General features: G+C 67.7%; 17 protein-coding genes. 8 read left to right on the forward strand and 9 right to left on the reverse strand.

Annotated elements, in window-relative coordinates:
* Window positions 1-9: 9 nt before the first annotated feature.
* The 4 genes from ACZ7OI_RS27390 to ACZ7OI_RS27405 all read left to right on the forward strand — a co-directional run bounded on the left by ACZ7OI_RS27390 (window position 10) and on the right by ACZ7OI_RS27405 (window position 4,310).
* Complete coding sequence (locus ACZ7OI_RS27390; protein WP_470267019.1) at window positions 10-855, forward strand: TIGR03620 family F420-dependent LLM class oxidoreductase; 846 nt, start codon at window positions 10-12, stop codon at window positions 853-855.
* A 337-nt stretch (window positions 856-1,192) separates the two neighbouring features.
* Window positions 1,193-1,819 (forward strand): DUF1345 domain-containing protein, encoded by a 627-nt coding sequence (locus ACZ7OI_RS27395; protein ID WP_470267020.1) that lies wholly within the window; start codon window positions 1,193-1,195, stop codon window positions 1,817-1,819.
* A 155-nt stretch (window positions 1,820-1,974) separates the two neighbouring features.
* Window positions 1,975-3,321, forward strand: a complete 1,347-nt coding sequence (locus ACZ7OI_RS27400) for an ankyrin repeat domain-containing protein (protein WP_470267021.1) — start codon at window positions 1,975-1,977, stop codon at window positions 3,319-3,321.
* A gap of 92 nt (window positions 3,322-3,413) precedes the next feature.
* Window positions 3,414-4,310 carry a nuclear transport factor 2 family protein gene (locus ACZ7OI_RS27405; protein ID WP_470267022.1) on the forward strand — a complete coding sequence of 299 codons (897 nt, stop codon included), beginning with the start codon at window positions 3,414-3,416 and terminating at the stop codon, window positions 4,308-4,310.
* Window positions 4,311-4,859: 549 nt separating this feature from the next.
* On the opposite strand, the gene ACZ7OI_RS27410 is transcribed toward ACZ7OI_RS27405, so the two are convergent.
* The 3 genes from ACZ7OI_RS27410 to ACZ7OI_RS27420 all read right to left on the reverse strand — a co-directional run bounded on the left by ACZ7OI_RS27410 (window position 4,860) and on the right by ACZ7OI_RS27420 (window position 7,209).
* The gene (locus ACZ7OI_RS27410) at window positions 4,860-5,888 is read right to left on the reverse strand and encodes a MerR family transcriptional regulator (RefSeq protein WP_470267023.1); all 1,029 of its coding nucleotides are present in this window, start codon (window positions 5,886-5,888) and stop codon (window positions 4,860-4,862) included.
* A complete protein-coding gene (locus ACZ7OI_RS27415; protein ID WP_470267024.1) occupies window positions 5,882-6,562 on the reverse strand; it encodes a HEAT repeat domain-containing protein in 681 nt (226 codons plus the stop codon). Before ACZ7OI_RS27415 ends, ACZ7OI_RS27410 begins: the two co-directional genes overlap by 7 nt.
* A 107-nt stretch (window positions 6,563-6,669) precedes the next feature.
* The gene (locus tag ACZ7OI_RS27420; protein WP_470267025.1) at window positions 6,670-7,209 is read right to left on the reverse strand and encodes a cupin domain-containing protein; all 540 of its coding nucleotides are present in this window, start codon (window positions 7,207-7,209) and stop codon (window positions 6,670-6,672) included.
* Window positions 7,210-7,314: 105 nt separating this feature from the next.
* On the opposite strand from ACZ7OI_RS27420, the gene ACZ7OI_RS27425 reads away from it, so the two are divergent.
* Both ACZ7OI_RS27425 and ACZ7OI_RS27430 read left to right on the forward strand, forming a co-directional pair.
* Window positions 7,315-7,875: a TetR/AcrR family transcriptional regulator gene (locus ACZ7OI_RS27425; protein WP_470267026.1), complete on the forward strand. Its 561-nt coding sequence runs from the start codon at window positions 7,315-7,317 to the stop codon at window positions 7,873-7,875.
* 220 nt (window positions 7,876-8,095) lie between these two features.
* A complete protein-coding gene (locus tag ACZ7OI_RS27430) occupies window positions 8,096-8,920 on the forward strand; it encodes a M55 family metallopeptidase (RefSeq protein ID WP_470267027.1) in 825 nt (274 codons plus the stop codon).
* A gap of 184 nt (window positions 8,921-9,104) precedes the next feature.
* Here the strand turns inward: ACZ7OI_RS27430 and ACZ7OI_RS27435 are convergent, their stop codons facing one another.
* The 4 genes from ACZ7OI_RS27435 to ACZ7OI_RS27450 all read right to left on the reverse strand — a co-directional run bounded on the left by ACZ7OI_RS27435 (window position 9,105) and on the right by ACZ7OI_RS27450 (window position 12,917).
* A complete protein-coding gene (locus ACZ7OI_RS27435) occupies window positions 9,105-9,371 on the reverse strand; it encodes a DUF397 domain-containing protein (protein WP_009074021.1) in 267 nt (88 codons plus the stop codon).
* A gap of 100 nt (window positions 9,372-9,471) precedes the next feature.
* Window positions 9,472-10,485 carry a ketol-acid reductoisomerase gene (gene ilvC / locus ACZ7OI_RS27440; protein ID WP_378310188.1) on the reverse strand — a complete coding sequence of 338 codons (1,014 nt, stop codon included), beginning with the start codon at window positions 10,483-10,485 and terminating at the stop codon, window positions 9,472-9,474.
* A gap of 42 nt (window positions 10,486-10,527) precedes the next feature.
* Window positions 10,528-11,034 carry an acetolactate synthase small subunit gene (ilvN, locus tag ACZ7OI_RS27445; RefSeq protein WP_184780531.1) on the reverse strand — a complete coding sequence of 169 codons (507 nt, stop codon included), beginning with the start codon at window positions 11,032-11,034 and terminating at the stop codon, window positions 10,528-10,530.
* Window positions 11,031-12,917: an acetolactate synthase large subunit gene (locus tag ACZ7OI_RS27450; protein WP_470267028.1), complete on the reverse strand. Its 1,887-nt coding sequence runs from the start codon at window positions 12,915-12,917 to the stop codon at window positions 11,031-11,033. Before ACZ7OI_RS27450 ends, ilvN begins: the two co-directional genes overlap by 4 nt.
* A gap of 324 nt (window positions 12,918-13,241) precedes the next feature.
* Here ACZ7OI_RS27450 and ACZ7OI_RS27455 point away from each other — a divergent pair, with 324 nt between their 5' ends.
* Both ACZ7OI_RS27455 and ilvD read left to right on the forward strand, forming a co-directional pair.
* Window positions 13,242-13,832, forward strand: coding sequence for a PH domain-containing protein (locus tag ACZ7OI_RS27455; protein WP_470267029.1), 591 nt, complete (start codon window positions 13,242-13,244; stop codon window positions 13,830-13,832).
* Between the two features lie 72 nt (window positions 13,833-13,904).
* Window positions 13,905-15,749, forward strand: coding sequence for a dihydroxy-acid dehydratase (gene ilvD, locus ACZ7OI_RS27460; RefSeq protein WP_470267030.1), 1,845 nt, complete (start codon window positions 13,905-13,907; stop codon window positions 15,747-15,749).
* 700 nt (window positions 15,750-16,449) lie between these two features.
* Here ilvD and ACZ7OI_RS27465 read toward each other — a convergent pair.
* Both ACZ7OI_RS27465 and ACZ7OI_RS27470 read right to left on the reverse strand, forming a co-directional pair.
* On the reverse strand, window positions 16,450-17,025 hold the full coding sequence (locus tag ACZ7OI_RS27465) for a DoxX family protein (protein ID WP_470267031.1): 576 nt from the start codon (window positions 17,023-17,025) through the stop codon (window positions 16,450-16,452).
* A 105-nt stretch (window positions 17,026-17,130) separates the two neighbouring features.
* The gene (locus ACZ7OI_RS27470; protein WP_470267032.1) at window positions 17,131-18,039 is read right to left on the reverse strand and encodes a 2-hydroxyacid dehydrogenase; all 909 of its coding nucleotides are present in this window, start codon (window positions 18,037-18,039) and stop codon (window positions 17,131-17,133) included.
* Between the last annotated feature and the right edge of the window lie 25 nt (window positions 18,040-18,064).

Below are 18,064 nucleotides of genomic sequence, written 5' to 3' on the forward strand. Positions count from 1 at the left end.
CGGGACGCGATGACAGTGGGAATCTGGACGTTCGCCTTTGACGGCAAGGAAATCGGCGAGGTACGCACGGCTGCGGGCGAGATCGAGTCGCTGGGTTTCGCCGCGCTGTGGTTCGGCGAGTACCGCGGGCGGGAGGCGTTCGCCCAGGCGGCGTTGCTGCTCGAGGCGACGACGAAGTTGACTGTGGCAACCGGGATCGCGCGCTTTTCTGAACGAACGGCAGCGGCCGCGGAAGCTGCTGGACGCACGCTGGCCGAGGCGTATCCGGGCCGGTTCACGCTCGGACTCGGCGGACATCGGCCCGGCGGCGGAGGCCGTGCGATGCAGGACTACCTCGCCGCCATGGATGCGGCAGACCTGGACTTCCCCGCTGATGGCGCTTCCAGTACGCGACCGCGTCGGCTGTTAGCCGCCCTCGGACCAAAGATGTTGAAACTAGCGGCCGCCCAGGCCGACGGCGCCCACACGTATTTCGTCCCTCCGGAGCACACGGCGTCCGCCCGGGAAGCGATGGGACCCGACGCCTACCTAGCCGCCGAACAAGCCGTCGTCCTCGACCCGGATCCTGTGCGGGCACGGCAAATCGCCCGCGAACACGTCGCCGGATACGTGCGGCTGGCCGCACACCAACGAGCGAATCTGCGCCGCCTCGGCTACACCGAAGAAGATCTGGCCGACGGCGGCAGCGACCGCCTCGTCGACGCGATCGTGGCCTACCGCAGCGAGCAGGACGTCACCGACCGAATCCGCGCACACCTCGAAGCCGGCGCAGACCACGTCTGCGTCCAAGTCCTCGGTGCCGGACCGGAGATTCCGCTCGACGGCTGGCGTCACCTCGCCTCGCTCGTGTCCTGATTCCCGGTGGGGCTTTCGAGAGGTTTCGTGAAAGCCCCACCCCCGCCCCGGCCTGCCCGCCGGGGTCTCGCCAAAATTCGGCCACTGGCCGACCCGCGATTGCCGACACCATCCCGACAACCGCTGGAAACCCAGCTCACCACCGATTCGCCAGTGAGCGGCGAAACCGCCCACCTCCGACGTACCGACACCTCCATCTTTACCGGAGACATCCCCGGCGGACACGGAACTTCCCCTGAACAGGCGACCTCGCCAGGGCCGTTTCGCCGCCCAGCGACCACAAACCCGCTGTTATCTTCGCCAGACGCCTCGCCCGCGTTCGCCCCCGGAGCCGCCGGTGTTCACGAAACTCGCCCTCGCCGCGTCCCGGATGGTCGAATTCATCCTGCTGGCGCTGGGGATCGTCACCCTAGTCAACGACGACAACGTCCTCGCCCTTCTCCTCTGGGATCTGCTCGCGCTGATCTATCTCGGCATCCGCATCGCGCGAGTGTCCCGTAGCCGGAAAATCGACCACACCGACGCCCGGTGGCTTAAAGGCGTTCTCGGCCGTCGGCTCGGACTGTTGTTCACGCTGTTGACCAGTCTCGTCGGCGTCACCGGCGGACTGTCGATCGTGCTGCCGGAAACGACCGGCATCGACCCGACCGACGCGAAGGTCGTCGGCGTCCCGGCAGTCCTCCTGGCCTGGGCGATCCTGCACTTCGGCTACGCGGAACGCTACGCACAGACCTACTACGACAGCCTCCCGACGCAGCACTTCCGCTTCCCCGAAACCGAGCGTCCCACGCTCGCCGATTTCACCTATTTCGCCTTCACCATCGGAACAAGCTTCGCGGTCTCGGACGTCGAAACGCGGACGACGTCGATCCGCTCCCTGGTGCTCGCGCACAGCGTGCTGTCGTTCATGTACAACACGGCCACGCTCGGCATCGCGGTCAGCGTCATCACCGGCGGGCATTGACCCTTTGAGTTACAGTGTTTCTCGCGCGGCAGGGGCCGCGTCCTGTCCGCGGAAAGGGCCGAGCCCACCCCCGTACCACGAGTTGCCGAGCTTTCCTTCTTCCCTGCCCGGTGCCGGCGGACCACGGGGCGCGCAAGGGAAGGAAGGACTCCCTGATGACGGCCTTGCCCGCCAAACCCGACCTCGGCCAACTCCGCAAACAGGCGAAGGAACTCGCCCGCGCCGACTCGATCGCGCTGTCGGAAGCGCAGTTCCGGCTCGCTCGCCGCTACGGATTCCCCAGCTGGCCGCAGCTTCAGACGTACGTCCGCCGAATCGCCGAGCACGGCCCGGACGTCCAGCACGCCTACCACCAGGACGTCGAGTACTACCGAGGCCGCGCCGTCGGCCTCCTCGCCTCAGCCGAAGACGACACTCCGGCCGCCCGCGCCGCCTTCGACCGCCACGACCAACCGCTGACTCGCGCCGGCGCACTAACCGTCATCGCCCAGGAGCACGGCTTTCCAACCTGGCGGGCGTTGAAGGCCCATGTCGAGGATTTGCCGAAAAACGGCGAACCGTTCGCCCGGGCCTATCAGCTGGTAGAAGCCCGAGACCTGGACGGCCTGTCAACGCTGCTCACCGAAGCCCCGCACCTGGCCCACGCCCGAGGCACCAACGGGAACGATCTCCTCGGCATGGCGTCCGCGACCCACGACGAACGCCTCGTCCGCATCCTTCTCGCCCACGGTGCCGACCCCGCGCGAGCCAACGCGCATGGATGGACTGCCCTCCATCAAGCCGCCTACAGCAATTTACCGCTGATCGCCGACCTCTTGATCAACGCCGGCGCGCCCTTGGCCGTCTCAGGCCGCGGCGACGGCGGAACCCCGCTCGTTGTGGCCCTATTTTGGGGAAATCGCGCCGTTGCCGAAAAACTGGCAACGCACGAACGGTCCCCTCACAACCTGCGCGTCGCAGCCGGTCTCGGCGATGAAGCACTACTGGATGAACTCGTCAGTCCACAGGGGACTCTTTCCCCAGCAGCCGGAGCGCACCGTGAGTTCTATCGCCCCCACAGCGGTTTTCCCTTCTGGCAACCAACAAACGACCCCACAGAGATCCTCGACGAATCACTGTCCTGGGCCGCCCGCAACAACCAAGTAGCCGCACTGCGCACCCTGACGTCGCGCGGCGCAAACCTGGACGCCGACGTCTACCGCGGCACCGCTCTCACCTGGGCAGCGAAGTATGGCCACTCAGCGGCAACAGAGACCCTGCTGTCGCTCGGCGCGAATGTCAACCACGTCGCCACCTTCGGCGGCCCACGCCACGGCGTCGGCGTCACGGCGCTGCACCTGGCGGCCCAGAGCAACCGACTGGACGTCATCGAGATCCTCGTGAATGCCGGCGCCGACCTCACCGCCCGCGACGCTCTCTGGAACAGCACCCCCGAAGGCTGGGCAGAAGCCTGCGACAGCCCCGCCGCGCAAGAACTACTGCACCGCCTCCGTCGCCACTAATCGGCAACTCTCCCCGCTAGACAATCGGAGTCTGTAGTCCGTATCTTATCGGACTACAGACTCCGGTTAACTCAACGCCTGCGGAGGCCTTCATGCGCACCCCACGCGACCTGTTCGACCAGCTCTCCACCGGAATCACCGACGGCCGCTTCGCCGACCTCGCCCAGCTCTACGCCGAAGACACCGTCGTAGAGCACCCCACCGCAGTACCCAGGCCCGGACGGCTAGAAGGCCGCGCCGCACTGCACGACCGTTTCATCAGCGGCCTTGGCCAGACCCTCCGTCTGAAACGCCACGACGTAACCATCCACGAAACCGCCGACCCCGAGGTCATCGTCGCCGAATACCAGTACACAGCCGAGTCGAGGAAAACCGGCCAGACGACCGAAACGGCCAACATCCAAGTCCTCCGCGCCCGCGACGGACTCCTCGCCCACACCCGCGACTACCACGACTACCTACGCCTGGCCGCCATCCAGAACGCGACCACCGGCCTAGCCGAGGCGTACGCCCAAGCGCCCGCTTACGAACCTCGCCCCGTCGCACCACGCCCGGCTGAGCTCTTCCCCGCGAACAGCCGCGAAGGCGTATTCCAGCGAGTCGTCTTCGGCGTCGCCGACGGACGCTGGTCCGAACTCCCCGACCTCTATGCGGCAAAAACCGATATCCGACACCCGTTTCTGCCCGGTGCCCCCATCCTCCGCACCCGAGATGACCTGCGCGCGCACTTCGCCGCCGGTGCCGCGCTGGCCCTCCAAATCGAAGTGACCGACTTAGTGCTCCATCTGAGCACCGACCCAGAAGTCATCATCGGCGAGTCGACCTACGTAGGCGAAACCAGTTCCGGGACGGCGTTCCAGGTGAACAACATCTTCGCCATGCGCATCCGCGACGGCCAGATCATCGAATCCCGCGACTACGGCGACCACCTCGCCCTGGCCGCGGCCACCGGCCGCCTGCCAGAACTCATCGCCCGCGTCGCCGAATGACGGCAACTCCACCACAGTGTCGCCGCCGAACGGCAACGCCTCGGCCGGGACTGGACCACCGTCGCCACTAAATGGCGACATCCTCACCGATGGTGGACACCGTCACCGCACAGCGACGGTTCACCACAACCTCGCCCCTTAACGGCAACTCGGCTTCACCTCGCCGGGCAGCAACCAACCGACCGTTGAAACCACCGTCGCCATTCAGCGGCAACATCCACCACCGGCTCCCGGCGAATGCGCAGCAAGAACTCAGCCCAGCCCTCGCCTCTAAACGGCAAACACCCGCCATCGCAGCTTTCGCTGCTCAGCCGAATCCCCCGCAACTCTCGTCGCTGAACGGCGAATGCCCGCCCCCGTTGGCTGGCCGCAGACAACCCGACAGCTTTCGCCAAGCAACGGCAATTCATCCCGTAAGCCGCCGCCCAACCGGCCACGCCCCAGTCGCCGCTGAACAACAACGCGCCCGATCACAGCTTTCGCCATTAAATGGCAAATACCTCTGACCAGCGCCAATCCCCGAATCTCCCCAAGCCAGCCGCGCAAGCCCTAGTTGCTTCCAGCGACCCCACCAGTGCCCCCACGCTCTCCAACAACCTTCGCAAGCGCCGAAGCCACCAACGCCACAGCCGGGTCCCTGTCCCCCGCCAGCAACCGCAACGCCTCCAGCGCAAGAGTCCCCGGCATCTCCGCGAGCGCCTGCGTCAACCGGATCCGCACCGCGGAATCCGCGGGATGCGCCGCCACCGCATCAGCCAACGCGCCGACAATCCCATCCACACCCTCATCCGCCAGCGCGCCCAAAACTTCAGCCGCCTCGACGTCATTTCGCCCCTCGACGACCATTTCGACAAGCGTCGGCACAGCTTCCTCGGCACCGCGTGCCCCCAAGGCGAGCGCCGCATGCCGACGGACCACAACGTCCGAGGCGGCGAGCGCGTCCATCAACACCGCCGTCGAGTCGTCGCCGGGCAACTCGATGAGCGCCAGGATCGCGCGTCGGCGGATTTCGGCGTTTTCCGAGCGAAGACCGGACGCCACATTCGCCACTATGTCGCCCTCAGTCCGGGCAAGAGCCCATCGCAAGGCACCGGCGACGTTCGGATCGGATTCGGCGAGGACTGCTCTGGCCAGGACCTCAGCGGGGACCGGCACGTCGTCGGTGGGAGACAAAACGGTCTGCTGCCGGCGAGCAGCACCAGGCGAATTGAGCCCGCGCAGCAGCTCGACGATGCGCAAGGCACCCTCCCACCCGGAGGGTGCCGACGCATCGACCGCACGGAGCCGGTCGAGCAGTTCCTGCTCCCGCTTCAGCCGGTCTTCAGTCCGCCGGATGAGATCGCCGACCAGCTCCGCCGGCACGAAAGCGGGATCCTCCAGCGCTCGGCCGATCTGCCGCAGCGACATCCCGAGCGACCGGAGACTCTCCACGTGGAAGATCCGGCGGATGTCGTCGGCGGAGTATTCGCGATAGCCGCCCACGGTGCGGCCGGTCGGCCGCACCAGCCCGAGGGCGTCGTAGTGCCGGAGCATCCGGGTACTCACCCCCGAGCGGCGGGCGACCTCGCCGATCAGCACGCGGTTTCCTGAGCCCGCTCCGGACCCAGCGCGACGATCCGTTTCGCCTCGTCCACGGCCTGGTCGAAACCGGTGTCCGGGTCACGAAGCAGCCGCTCAGTGGCGACGGCGTGTGCCCGAACGGCCGGGTCAGCACTCATCAGTGTGGCCTCCAATGCCGGCTCGATCACGGTGCCGAGCGCGACCAACGCCCGGCTGAGGCTGAGCTGCAGTGCCCGGTCGCCGCGGCCGAGCTGTGTCGCCAGTTCTGCGGCCAGTCCGGCCTTGTCCTCGTCGGGCACGAGGACGACAGCCGCCCGCCAGGCGCTTCTCGCGACCTCGTCGTCGGCGTCGCGCAGCAACGATCGGGTGATCGCTGGCCACACGTTCCGGTCACCGATTTTCGACAACGTGTGCAGCGATTGGCTCCTGGCCTGCGCGACCGCGGACCGCAGTTCCTCGAGAAGCCGCGGCACCGTGTCCTCTGCCGGGAACCGGGTCAACGCCCAGGTGAGCATGTCGCGCACGAAAAAGTCCGGCTCGATCGCGCACCGTGCGACGAGCGCCTCGACGAGACCAGGGCCGTCCGGGTGCGTTCCGATCCTCAGCGCGACCCGCAGCCGCGTCGACGAGTCCCCGGCACCCAACGCCTCGATCAGTCGCGTGAGCTGGGATTTCATTTGTGTCGAGTTCATCGGGATCACCTCCGCCGACCAGTGAAGACCTTGTCACAATGTCAATGTCAAACCCGGCGGGCAAAGATCCGCAAAAGAGCCGTCGCCACTCAGCGGCGAAACCTGGTCTACGCCCGATCCGCGCCGACAGCGACGCCGACGATCGTGCACGGTTCGGCACCGTGGTTTCGCCAGGCGTGCCGCGTGCCGTTCTGGATGAGGACATCGCCTGCACGCAGGACCGCCTGGTCTCCGTCGTCCAGTTCCAACGTGACCTCGCCCGAGACGACGAGGACGTAATCGAGGCTGTCGGTGGTGTGCATGCCTGGCGCGTCAGGCTCCATCACGGCGGCTGCGCCCGGTGCTTGGCGCTCCAGCTTTTCCCAGGCGGTAGTCAGGTCGACATCCGGCGACGGTGTCAGCTCGCCGGGCGCGATCGTGTTGATCATGAACCGCGAACCGTCTCGCGACGGGTAGTACGCCTCGCCGCGACGTGGCGAACCGTCGTCCGGGAACATCGGCCGTTCGTCCCGCCCCCAAAGCCGGTAGACCGCGCAGCCGGGCATCAGGTCGGAAGTGATCGGCTCGACGACACAGTCGTCGACCACACGGGACTTGCCGTCGGAGTCATGTCCGGTGACTACTCGGCGAACCTTCGGATGTGCCATTTCGATCACTCCCCAGTACGGCAGCGTATGGATACGGGTGCGTATTGATACGCCACCGTATCCAGCGCGAGGCAAGCCGTCAATACGGTGGCGTATCCTCCGCGCATGGTGAACGATTCGCCCCGGCTGTCCGCCCAGGACTGGACACGGGCCGCGCTGAAGGCGATCGCGGACGGCGGGCTGGCCGCGGTCGGAGTCGAACCGCTCGCGCGGACGCTCGGCGTGACCAAGGGCAGCTTTTACGCGCACTTCCGCAACCGGGACGAGCTGATCACCGCGGCTCTCGCCGATTGGTGGCGAAACCACGGCGAAGCGGGACTCGCCGAGTACGCCGCGATCGCCGATCCGGGGCAACGACTGCGCGAGCTGCTCACCGCCGTCGTGCGCTCCGTCCAGCCGTTAGCGCCGTCGGTGCACCTGAGCTTGCTCGGCGACCGGAACGACCCTCGGGTCAAGGAAGCGGTCAGCCGCGTCAATCAAGCTAGGCTGAACCTTCTGACCAACACTTACCGCGAGCTTGGCCTCCCGCCGGACCAGGCGGCGAACCGGGCGCGAGTCGCTTACGCGGCCATTCTCGGGCTACAGCACCTGGCGCAAACCGAGTCGGATTCGCCGAGCCCCGACGCACTCGCGGACGCGGCGGCCGCGATCTTCCTGCCGTCCTGACGGCCGGCCCGAGCAGACCGGCAGCGGCCGCTCTGGCCTCCTGGTGGCGAATCGCCGGGACACGCGATGGTCCGACGAAGACAGATTCGCCGCGAATCGGCTAATCCCTGGTCAGCTGGGGATTAGCCGGCCCGAGAACTCATCCCAGCGAGACAAGGTGATCGCACCGGATCGCTCGATAAGGTGGCATCTCTAGCCGCGCGACGCCGAGGAAGGTGTGATGGGGATGCGGGTGCTCGTCTCGGTCGACATGGAGGGAATCGCCGGGGTGGTCCACGGCGAAGAGGTCATTCCCGGGCACAGCGAATACGAGCGCAACCGCAAGCTGCTCACCGCGGAGGCCAATGCCGCAGTCCGAGGGATTTACGCCTTCGACGCGGCCGCACAGGTACAGGTCACCGAGGCGCACGCGAGCTTCCGGAACCTCCTGCCCGAATTGCTGGACCGACGAGTCGAGTTGCTCCGCGGCACGCCCAAACCCGGCGGGATGATGGCGGGATTGGCCGAAGAGACGGACGCTGTGCTGTTCATCGGCTATCACGGCAAGGCCGGCACGCCCCGTTCGGTCATGTCGCACACCATCTCCGGCGGGACCGTCGCGGACGTGCGTTGCAATGGCCGTTCATTGGGCGAACTCGGTCTGAACACCGCGCTCGCGGCGCACTTCGGCGCACCGCCCGTGCTGGTAAGCGGCGATGACACTGTCGCGACCGAGGCGGCCGAGGTTGCGCCGGGCATCCGCTCAGTAGTGGTCAAACGCGCGCTGGGTGCTCTCGCAGCGGCGATGCTGCATCCTGACGAGGCATGCGACCGTATCGAGCAGGCGGTACCCGAGGCGCTGGCCGGTCGCGAGGACGTCCGGCCGCTGCGCTTCGACGGCCTGGTCCAGCTGGAAGTCCAGGTACATCGGCCCCGGATGACCGAACACGCGCTGCTGGTGCCGGGAATGGAACTCGCCGACGGCCGCACCCTGCGCTACCAGGCGCCGGACTTTCCGACGGCCTACCAGGTCATCGAACTCATCGCGACCCTCGGAGCCGTCTGATCCCGGACGACCCGGTCTAACCCACTGGCAGGGAACGCCGGAGGCGCGGGCACTCGACACTGACCTCCGGCCTAGACAGTCACGCCGCAAACGTCACATTCGCCTCTACGGGGCAACTACCGTCCACAGGCCAGGCATCCAGCCCATCCCGCTCCTCCCAGCACGAAGCCACGCAAGCGAAGGCCTACGACTCCCCCGGCAACTCGAACTCGCCATCCCGGACCCCGCGCGTGAACGCGTCCCATTCCGAAGGCGTAAAAACCAGCACCGCCCCGTCCGGGTCCGTCGGCTGCCGGATGGCCACGTAGGTCACCCCGTCCGAATGCGGGACGAACGCGTACTCCGCGCAATGCTCCAGGGTCACGCCCGCCGGTTCGGCGCGGATCCAGGTCGCGCCGGTCAGGTCGAGTTCGTGCCTGATGTGCGCCTTGTCGTCGGTCGGGCGGCTCATCGGCACAGCGTATCCGCCGTTCGGCGGCACCGCCTTGGAACGGAAAAGAGGCCCCGCCGTCCGGCGAACGGACGACAGGGCCTCTTCCTGAGATACCGGGTCAGGCGGTCTCGGTGATCGGCCGGTCCACCCACGACATCAGGTCGCGCAGCTTCTTGCCGGTCTTCTCGATCGGGTGCTGGTTGCCCTCTTCCTCGAGCTTCGTGAACTTCGGCCGTCCGGCCTCGTCCTCGGCGACCCACTCGCGGGCGAAGGTGCCGTCCTGGATCTCGCCCAGGATCTTCTTCATCTCCTCCTTGACGGCTGGCGAGATGACGCGCGGGCCGCGGGTGAGGTCGCCGTACTCGGCGGTGTCGGAGATGGAGTAGCGCTGGCGCGCGATGCCGCCCTCGTACATGAGGTCGACGATCAGCTTCAGCTCGTGCAGCACCTCGAAGTAGGCGATCTCCGGGGCGTAGCCGGCCTCGGTGAGCACCTCGAAACCGGTCTGCACCAGCGCGGACGCGCCGCCGCACAGCACGGCCTGCTCGCCGAACAGGTCGGTCTCGGTCTCCTCGGTGAAGGTCGTCTTGATGACGCCGGCCCGCGCGCCGCCGATCGCCGCGGCGTAGGACAGCGCGAGCGCCTGGGCGTTGCCCGAAGCGTCCTGCTCGACCGCGATCAGGCAGGGCACGCCCTTGCCGTCCACGAACTGGCGGCGGACCAGGTGGCCCGGGCCCTTCGGAGCGACCATGGCGACGTCGACGTTGGCCGGCGGCTTGATCAGGTCGTACCGGATGTTGAAGCCGTGGCCGAAGAAGAGCGCGTCGCCGTCCTTGAGGTTCGGCGCGATGTGCTCGTCGTAGATGAAGCGCTGCTTCGTGTCCGGCGCGAGGATCATGATCACGTCGGCCTCGGCGGCCGCCTCGGCGACCGACAGCACGCGCAGGCCCTGCTCCTCGGCCTTCGCCCGGGACTTGGACCCCTCCTGCAGGCCGATCCGGACGTCGACGCCCGAGTCGCGCAGGCTGAGCGAGTGCGCGTGGCCCTGGCTGCCGTAGCCGATCACGGCGACCTTGCGACCCTGGATGATCGACAGGTCGGCGTCGTCGTCGTAGAAGATTTCCACTGCCATGGGGGGTACTACTTCCTTCCGTACTTACACGAAATCTTTGGTTCAGCGGGGAGAAGTGGCGGTGATCGAGCGGGCCCCGCGGCCCACCGCGACCATGCCGGACTGGACGAGTTCGCGGATGCCGTACGGCTCCAGCATCCGCAGCAGCGCGCCGATCTTGTCCGACGTCCCGGTCGCCTCGACGGTGAGCGCCTCGGGCGAGACGTCCACCACCTTGGCGCGGAAGAGCTGGACGGTCTCGAGGACCTGGCTGCGCACGGTGGCGTCGGCCCTGACCTTGACGAGGAGCAGTTCGCGCTGCACCGCGCTGCCTGCTTCCAGCTCGACGATCTTGATCACGTTCACCAGCTTGTTGAGCTGTTTGGTCACCTGTTCGAGCGGTAGCTCCTCAACGGCGACCACGATCGTCATCCGGGACACCTCGGGGTTCTCCGTGGGCCCGACAGCAAGGGACTCGATGTTGAAGCCGCGGCGGGAGAACAGTCCGGAGACCCGGGCGAGCACACCGGGCTTGTTCTCGACCAGCACGCTCAGCGTGTGGACAGTCATGCTTGCTCTCCCTCCGCGGCCGCGGCCTCGGCGGCTTCCTGCGAAACCTCGTCGTCGTCGAACAGCGGCCGGATGCCGCGCACGGCCATGATCTCGTCGTTCCCGGTGCCCGCGGCGACCATCGGCCACACCTGGGCATCCTTCCCCACGACGAAATCGATCACGACGGGGCGGTCGTTGATCTCCATCGCGCGCCGGATCGTCGCGTCGACGTCCTCCTTGGCCTCGCAGCGCAGGCCGGCGCAGCCGAGAGCCTCGGCCAGCAGCGTGAAGTCCGGGATGCGGTGCTTGTGCGTGCCGAGGTCGGTGTTGGAGTACCGCTCGGAGTAGAACAGGTTCTGCCACTGGCGGACCATGCCGAGGTTGCCGTTGTTGATCACGGCGACCTTGATCGGCGCGCCCTCGATGGCGCACGTGGCGAGTTCCTGGTTGGTCATCTGGAAGCAGCCGTCGCCGTCGATCGCCCAGACGGGCGTGTCCGGCAGGCCGAACTGCGCGCCCATCGCGGCCGGGACGGCGAAGCCCATGGTGCCGAGGCCGCCGGAGTTGATCCAGGTGCGCGGCTTCTCGTACTTCACGAACTGCGCGGCCCACATCTGGTGCTGCCCGACGCCCGCGGCGTACACCGCGTCCGGGCCGACCAGCTCGCCGATCCGCTCGATGACGTACTGCGGCGACAGCGAACCGTCGTCGGGCCATTCGTAGCCCGACGGGTAGTCGTCGCGCCACGAGTCGACCTGCGTCCACCAGTCGCTCAGGTCGGGACGTTCGCGCTCGAACTCGGTCTTCACCGCGTCGATCAGCTCGCCGATGATCTCCTTGCAGTCGCCGACGATCGGCACGTCCGCCTTGCGGTTCTTGGAGATCTCGGCCGGGTCGATGTCCGCGTGGACGATCTTCGCGTCCGGCGCGAACGACGACAGCTGACCGGTGACGCGGTCGTCGAACCGGGCGCCGAGCGCGACCAGCAGGTCGGCACGCTGCATCGAGGCGACTGCGGCGACCGAACCGTGCATGCCCGGCATGCCGACGTGCTGGCGGTGCGAGTCGGGGAAAGCGCCGCGTGCCATCAGCGTGGTAGCGACCGGGATGCCCGTCAGCTCGGCCAGCGCAAGCAGCTGCTCGGACGCCTCGGCCTTGATCACGCCGCCGCCGACGTACAGCACCGGCCGCTGGGCCTGCGCGATCAGCTTCGCGGCTTCGCGGACCTGCTTGCCGTGCGGGCGCAGCGTCGGGCGGTAGCCGGGCAGCCGGAGTTCGGGCGGCCAGGAGAACGAGGTCATCTCCTGCAGCACGTCCTTGGGGATGTCCACCAGGACCGGGCCCGGACGTCCGGTCGCGGCCAGGTGGAACGCCTCGGCGATCGCCCGCGGGATCTCCGCCGGGTCGGTGACGAGGAAGTTGTGCTTGGTGATCGGCATGGTGATGCCGCAGATGTCGGCTTCCTGGAACGCGTCGGTGCCGATCAGGCTGCGCGACTGCTGCCCGGTGATGGCGACGACCGGGACCGAGTCCATGTTGGCGTCGGCCAGCGGAGTGACGAGGTTCGTGGCGCCCGGACCCGAGGTGGCCATGCAGACGCCGACCTTGCCGGTCGCCTGCGCGTAACCGGTGGCGGCGTGCCCGGCGCCCTGCTCGTGGCGGACGAGGACGTGCCGGACCTTCGTCGAGTCGAGCAACGGGTCGTAGGCGGGAAGGATGGTGCCACCCGGAATGCCGAACACGACCTCCGCGCCGACCGCCTCGAGGGAGCGGACGAGCGACTGCGCGCCGGTGACGCGCACCGGCGTACCCGCCGGCGGGGCGGGCTTCGGACGTGCTCCTGGGACACCGGGCGCGGTCGGCCCGGGCTTCGCGTCGCTGCGCGACGTGGCACTGGTCATCGGTTCTGCCTCGTGGGTTCTCGGTGTCACTCGTTCGGGTTGTCTGGGCCGTACTTCCGGTCGGGGAACCGGTTTCACGCAACAAAAAACCCCCGCCGACCGTAAGGTCGCACGAGGGTCGCGCGTCGACGCAGAGGACTCTTCCTAAGCGTCGGCGCGCTGAGGAAGTACGAGACCGGTCTGCGTAATCACGGCCCCGACGTTAGTCGCGCGCCCAGGCGAGTGTCAACTCTGCGGGACGGCGATTCCGCATCGTGGACGGCCAGTACTGCTCCCGCGCGACCCGGACGCAGGTCACTCCCGGCATCGGTGCACCATTCCTGCGTGGCCAAGAAACAGCAGGACCAGCGTGCGGACGAGGGCCGGAAGGCCGTGTTCCGCATCCCGACCACGGCGTATCTCGCGATCGGTCTGCTGACCGTCTGTGTGACACCTATCGCACTGGGCGAGATCGGCGGATTCCAGTGGCTGTACGTCTTCCCGCTCGCGCTGCTCGTGTTCGTCGCGCGCACGCGCACCGTCGCGACGCGCGAAGGACTGCACATCCGGACGGTCTTCGGGAAGCGCGATCTGCCGTGGTCGTCGCTGAAGGGCCTGGCGATCACGAACAAGGCCCGCGTGCGCGCGGTTCTCGGCGACGACACCCAGGTCGGCCTTCCCACGGTGCGGACGCGGCACCTTCCGGTACTGGCTCTGGTCAGCGAGGGCAAGATCAAGGACCCGTCGGGCGTGCTGAGCGACGAGGAGCTCACCGGGCGGAAACCGGCCGCTGAGACGTCGCCGGAGACCGCTCCTGAACCTGCTCCTGAGTCTGCCCCGGAATCGGCTCCAGAGCAGGCTCCGGAGCCCGTCGAACCGGAGCCTTCCGCCGAGGCGGAACGGACCGGCGGAGGCAACGGCAAACCAGCCGAGTAGAATTGGTAGGACCAGTTTGCGGAGCCGCAGTTCCCCTCCGCCTGGTTCAGCCTTCTGACCTGGGAGAATGCCGTGCCGCACCTCCGTTCCCGGACCACCACCCACGGTCGCAACGCGGCGGGCGCACGCTCGCTCTGGCGTGCGACCGGAATGACCGACAGCGATTTCGGCAAGCCGATCGTCGCGATCGCCAACTCCTACACCCAGTTCGTGCCCGGCCACGTGCACCTCAAGGACCTCGGCGAGATCGTCGCCGAGGCGGTCGCCGAAGCCGGCGGCATCGCGCGCGAATTCCACACGATCGCGGTCGACGACGGCATCGCGATGGGCCACTCGGGCATGCTCTACTCGCTGCCCTCGCGCGAGATCATCGCCGACTCGGTGGAGTACATGGTCAACGCGCACCAGGCCGACGCGCTGGTGTGCATCTCCAACTGCGACAAGATCACGCCGGGCATGCTCAACGCCGCGATGCGGCTGAACATCCCGACCGTGTTCGTCTCCGGCGGTCCGATGGAAGCCGGCAAGGCTGTGGTCGTCGAGGGCGTCGCGCAGGCCCCGACCGACTTGATCACCACCATCGCGGCGTCCGCGAACTCGGCGATCGACGAGGCGGGCCTGTCCGAGGTCGAGCGCTCCGCCTGCCCGACCTGCGGTTCGTGCTCCGGCATGTTCACCGCGAACTCGATGAACTGCCTCACCGAAGCGCTGGGCTTGTCGCTGCCGGGCAACGGTTCCACGCTCGCGACGCACGCCGCCCGGCGAGACCTGTTCTCCAACGCCGGACGCACGGTGGTCGAGCTGTGCAAGCGCTGGTACGGCGATGACGACGAGTCGGCGTTGCCGCGTTCGATCGCCACGAAGAAGGCGTTCGAGAACGCGATGGCGCTCGACATGGCCATGGGCGGGTCGACGAACACCGTGCTGCACATCCTCGCCGCCGCACAGGAGGGCGAGGTCGACTTCACGATCAGCGACATCGACGCCATCGGGCGGCGGGTGCCGTGCCTGTCGAAGGTCGCGCCGAACTCCGATTACCACATGGAAGACGTCCACCGGGCCGGCGGAATCCCCGCCATCCTGGGCGAGCTGTACCGCGGCGGGCTGCTGAACACCGACGTGCACGCGGTCCACGCTCCGGACATCGCCACGTGGCTGAACGAGTGGGACATCCGCGCCGAGTCTCCGTCAGAAAGGGCGGTGGAGCTGTTCCACGCCGCGCCGGGCGGAGTCCGGACCACGAAGGCGTTCTCGACGGAAAACCGCTGGTCGTCGCTGGACACCGACGCCGCCGGCGGCTGCATCCGGGACGTCGAACACGCCTACACGAAGGACGGGGGCCTCGCGATCCTGCGCGGCAACCTGGCCGAGAACGGCGCTGTGATCAAGTCCGCGGGAATCGACGAGGATCTGTGGCATTTCCAGGGCCCGGCACGGGTGCTGGAGAGCCAGGAGGAAGCCGTCTCGGCGATCCTCAAGAAGGAGATCCAGCCGGGCGAGGTGCTGGTCATCCGCTACGAGGGCCCGGCAGGCGGTCCCGGCATGCAGGAAATGCTGCACCCGACGGCCTTCCTCAAGGGCTCCGGCCTCGGCAAGAAGTGCGCCCTGATCACCGACGGCCGGTTCTCCGGCGGCTCCTCGGGCATCTCGGTCGGCCACATCTCGCCGGAAGCCGCCGCGGGCGGCCTGATCGGCCTGGTGGAGAACGGCGACCAGATCGTCCTGGACGTCCACGAGCGCCGGCTTGAGCTGCTGGTCGAACCGGAGGTTCTGGCCGAGCGGCGGGCGAAGATGGACGCTTCGGAACGTCCGTGGCAGCCGAAGGACCGGCAGCGTCCGATCACCGCGGCGCTGCGGGCGTACGCCCGGATGGCCACGTCGGCCGACACCGGCGCGGTTCGGGACCCGAGCCGCTGATCCCCCGCTGTTCCGGTTTTGCTTTTGAGGGAAGGGGCCCGCGCGTGGTGCACGGGCCCCTTTCTTGTGCTTCGACTAGACGGCTTCGACCGCTGAGCTCTCAGGTCCGCTGTCGTCAGAGCCCTGGTCAACGCAATTCGCCGCTAAACGGCTAACGGTCCCCTCGGCTGCGCCAGAACCCGAGGCCCGGGCCACCGACCGCTGTCACACGCGCGCATCGAGGCAGACCCACCGCCACGCCTGGAGAACCTTCCGCCCGGCGGCGAACCCGCCGCACGCTCCGCGTGCAAGAGCCACCGGTCGAGCCCGGCCGCCCGCGCACACGGTCCCCACACCACCCGAGCTCTCTGCCGTCGCGCCCCTGCTGACCTCTCACCAACACGCCGCCGGGTCTCTCGCCTCAGACTGCCCGGTCGCGGTTTAGCCTCCAGCTGTCAACGCCCTCGCCGCTCACGAGCCAATCCGTCGGCGACGAACGACCTGCCATCGCCTGAATTCTGCCCTCTGACCAGGCATTCGCCACGGAACGGCAACACACCCACGGCCTGGTAAGCGGCGAAACGACCCATCGACCCCGGCGCGGCCTCGTGCAGTCGCCGACGTGTCAATGACGTCCGCCCAGACAGTCAGCAACGGCAGCATCGGACGCGTAAGCACCGTCGGGGTGCCGGAGGCGTCAGCAACATTGCCGCCGGACGCGTCAGCGAGTCAGAACGATGACCACCACAGACGCAGCCGCGGCCAACAGCAGCGAAATAAGCCCCAGGGGCAACGGCCGCTTCCGCCACGGTGTGTTCCGCTCCAGCGAGATGGTGCCCGCCCCGGTGAAGATCAGCGTCAGCGCACAGAGCCCCAGCAGCAGCTCGTACTCCCAGCCCTGACCGTTGCCCTCGAAAAAGCCGCCGTGGAACTTCGCGTAGACGATGTTCGCGGCCACGCCCAGCAGCCCCGCAGCGGCGAGCGGCGTGAACAGGCCGACGATCAGCAGCGCACTGCCCGCGACCTCGGTGATGCCCGTGATCCAGGACAGCAGCGTCGTCTGTTTGTGGTACCCGAACATCTCGAGCACCTGCGCGAACCCGCCGACGCCCGGCCCGCCGAAAGCGCCGAACAAATGCTGCAGCCCGTGCGCACCCATGATCACGCCGAGCCCCAGGCGCAAGACGAGCAGGCCGAAGCCGAGACCGCCCTGCCGCGGTTCGTCGTAGTCGTTGCCGGCAGAGTCCTCGACACCGGACAGCACGCTGGTCTGGTAGTCGTCCCCTTGAGTGGTCACGCGGCGAAGGTTAGGGGATTCAGCCGTGACCCGCGAGCGAGCACGCCGAGGTCAGGGGCTCTTTCAGGGTTCACCCTGAGGCCTGAGCCGACATTCGGGAAATGATCAGTATTCGCCGCGCACGAGATTGCCAGGTAGCTCACCGCCAGCGTACCGGGCGATTTCCGCCGCGGCCACCAAATAAGCGCGCCGCCGGACGCCCCGCACCGCGCCCGCCACGTGCGGCGTCAGCACGAAACCAGGTGCTGTCCACAGCGGATGGCCCGCTGGCAACGGTTCCGGATCGGTCACATCGAGCGCGGCACGAAGCCTTCCCGCAGCGAGTTCCGCCGCGAGCGCGTCAGTGACCACAACTGGCCCTTGAGCAGCATTGACCAGCACCGCTTCATCACGCATCGCCGCGAGGAAGTCGGCGTCGACCATGCCCCGCGTCCGCGAAGTAAGCGGCACCATCATGACCACCACATCGTGGTTCGGCAGCAGCTTCGGCAACTCGTCGACACCGTGTACGCCTTCACGCGCCGACATCCCCACCATCGTGCAGCGCACGTCGAACGGTTCCAACCGCCGCCGCAGCTGCCGCCCGACGTCCCCAGCCCCGACGATCAATACGCGCTGGCCCTGCAGAGTGTCCGACGGCAACTGCTCCCAACGCCCAGCCCGCTGCGCCGCCGCGTAAACGTCCAGGTTCCGGTACATCGAGAGCAGGACGCCAACCACCCATTCCGCCAGGCTGCCGCTGTGCGCACCTCGGCAGGTGGACAACAAGACGCCGTCCGGGACCCGACCGACCCAGTCTTCCGCGCCCGCGGTCAGGAGCTGCACCAGCTTGAGGTTCGGCAGATCGCTCCAGATGTCGTCGCCCACCGAATCCATGGCCGGGACGAGCACCTCGGCTTTCGCAGCCTCCGGTGGCAGCGGGCGGCCCCATTCGTAACGCACCGCGTTGACGAGAGGGATTTCGGACAGCACGGCGACGCCCTCGTCGTCCGGGACCAGCACGGTGACTGTCATGATCACCACGGTAGCCACTTACCAG

This window comes from Amycolatopsis sp. NPDC114503 (genome assembly GCF_055633655.1).